This window comes from Aquabacterium sp. (assembly GCF_004297345.1).
Lineage (GTDB): Bacteria > Pseudomonadota > Gammaproteobacteria > Burkholderiales > Burkholderiaceae_C > Aquabacterium.
In genome coordinates this window covers 1-1,915 of record NZ_SCTN01000366.1, presented here as the reverse complement: position 1 = coordinate 1,915, position 1,915 = coordinate 1, and the positions used below count along the sequence as shown (strand labels likewise).

Below are 1,915 nucleotides of genomic sequence, written 5' to 3'. Positions count from 1 at the left end.
TGGACCGCGACATCATCACGATCGGCGATATGCGCTTCATCGGCACCACGCTGTGGAGCGACTTCGAAGCCTTCGCCAAAACCGAGCGCACGGAGACCAAGCGCCTGCAGGCCCTCGAAAAAGCCTACCGCGCGGCCAACTTCTACCTGCGCAAGAACACCACGCTGCAAGGCGGCATCCCGATGCTGGCCGAAGACATGCGCACCCTGTCGCTGGGCTGCCAGGCCTGGTTGCAACAAGCGCTGGCCACACCCTTTGAGGGCCGCACCGTGGTCGTCACCCACTTTGCCCCGACCTTGCGCAGTGGCGACCCCCGCTATGGCGCCACGCCCGGCACGGCAGGCTTCTGCAATTCGCTCGACCACCTGCTGCCCTTCGCGCAAGTGTGGATGCACGGCCACCTGCACTGCCCGAATGACTACACCGTCTCTGGCACCCATGAAGGCCAGCCCTACGCCTGCCGCGTGGTCGCCAACCCTCGCGGCTACTACAGCAAGGGCGAACAGGCCGCCTTCCAGTCGCACTTCGTGATCGACCTGTCTTGATCCGCCACGCCTTTGAGCAGGCTGGATTGGCACTAGACTCCTGACTTGACCGATGTCTCGCTAAAGAGAAGAGAGAAGAGGACCCTCATGAAGATCTTGCTCCCCGTTGATGGCAGTGCCTATACCAAGCGCATGCTGGCCTGGCTGACCACCCATGAAGAATGGCTCAGCGGCGCCCATGAGTTCACGGTGCTCACCGTGGTCCCCCTGATCCCGCCGCATGCGGCCTCCATGTTCCCGGCCGACCAGCTCAAGACCTATTACGACGACACGGCCGACGGCATCTTCAAGCCCATCCGCAAGTTCACGGCCAAGCACGACCTGGCCACGAACTACGTGGCCAAGACAGGCCACGCACCGGAAGTGATCTCCAAGCTGGCCGACAAGGGCAAGTTCGACCTGATCATCATGGGCTCGCACGGCCACAGCAACCTGATGAACCTGGTGACCGGTTCGGTGGCCACCCAAGTGCTGGCACGTTGCAAGACGCCTGTGCTGCTGGTGCGCTGATCTGCATCCCCATTCTGCGCGTCGCAGAAACGACAAGGCCCGCTTGGATGCGGGCCTTTGTCGTTGGGCATGGGTTTGCTCAGGGTACGCTGGCCGCTGAGGCCGGCTCTGGCGCCGCAGGTGCCGTGTGCACCACCACCCCAGGCGACAGGGAAATGTCATCCACGGCCGTGACCTTGGTGATGTAGTAGCGGGTCTCGCCAAAGCAGCTGGAGGGCAGGCCCACCTTTTCTTCGTAATGCAGCGACACACGCTTGCCGATGAACTTGTTCAGGTCTTCGGCCACCTTGTCTTCCCAGATGGTGAAGGGGAATTTTTCCAGCGGGGCACCCGGTTGAGACACCAGGGCCAGCTCACCTTCCCAGGTCTTGCAGACCCAGCCTTTACGCGAGAGCTTCTGCACCCAGCCGGCACGCTCGCCGTCCGAATAGCTCCACTTGATCGCGCCCATGAAGTAGGACACGGGCAGCACCACGAGGATCAGCAGGGCAATGAAGATGCGTTTGATGGTCATGTCGAAAACAGCGCCTGAATGAGGAGTTCAAGGCGCTATGTTGACATGAAACCAGGCTCGCTCAGGCCAGCCGGAATTGACCCACCGCATGCAGCAGTTGCTGAGCCTGATCCCTCAGGCTGGAAGCCGCTGCGCTGGATTCTTCAACCAAGGCGGCGTTTTGCTGCGTGGCTTGATCGAGCTGCGTCACGGCCTGGTTCACTTGCACGATGCCCAGATGCTGCTGTTCACTGCCAGAGGCGATCTCCGACATCAACTGGCTGACCTGCTGCACCTGGTTGACCAGGCGTTCGATGGACTCACCTGTTTGCGAGGCCAGGGCGTAACCCTCATCCACGTTGTCCGA

The 1,915-nt window shown here is 61.6% G+C and carries 3 protein-coding genes and 1 pseudogene; 2 read left to right on the top strand and 2 right to left on the bottom strand.

Annotation, left to right across the window (positions count from 1 at the left end):
- Positions 1-545, top strand: a pseudogene (locus EPO09_RS13840) (metallophosphoesterase); the annotation flags it as partial.
- An 87-nt stretch (positions 546-632) separates the two neighbouring features.
- Entirely contained in the window at positions 633-1,055 is a 423-nt protein-coding gene (locus tag EPO09_RS13835; RefSeq protein ID WP_290643907.1) for a universal stress protein, read from the top strand.
- A 79-nt stretch (positions 1,056-1,134) separates the two neighbouring features.
- Here the strand turns inward: EPO09_RS13835 and EPO09_RS13830 are convergent, their stop codons facing one another.
- Both EPO09_RS13830 and EPO09_RS13825 read right to left on the bottom strand, forming a co-directional pair.
- Positions 1,135-1,569 carry a hypothetical protein gene (locus tag EPO09_RS13830; protein WP_290643906.1) on the bottom strand — a complete coding sequence of 145 codons (435 nt, stop codon included), beginning with the start codon at positions 1,567-1,569 and terminating at the stop codon, positions 1,135-1,137.
- 61 nt (positions 1,570-1,630) lie between these two features.
- A partial coding sequence (locus EPO09_RS13825; RefSeq protein ID WP_290643905.1) for a methyl-accepting chemotaxis protein occupies positions 1,631-1,915 on the bottom strand: 285 nt, incomplete at its 5' end.

Bases quoted from the DNA above. Each gene is read 5' to 3' on its own strand.
- EPO09_RS13835 (WP_290643907.1), top strand. From the start codon at position 633: ATGAAGATCTTGCTCCCCGTTGATGGCAGTGCCTATACCAAGCGCATG.
- EPO09_RS13830 (WP_290643906.1), bottom strand. From the start codon at position 1,569: ATGACCATCAAACGCATCTTCATTGCCCTGCTGATCCTCGTGGTGCTG.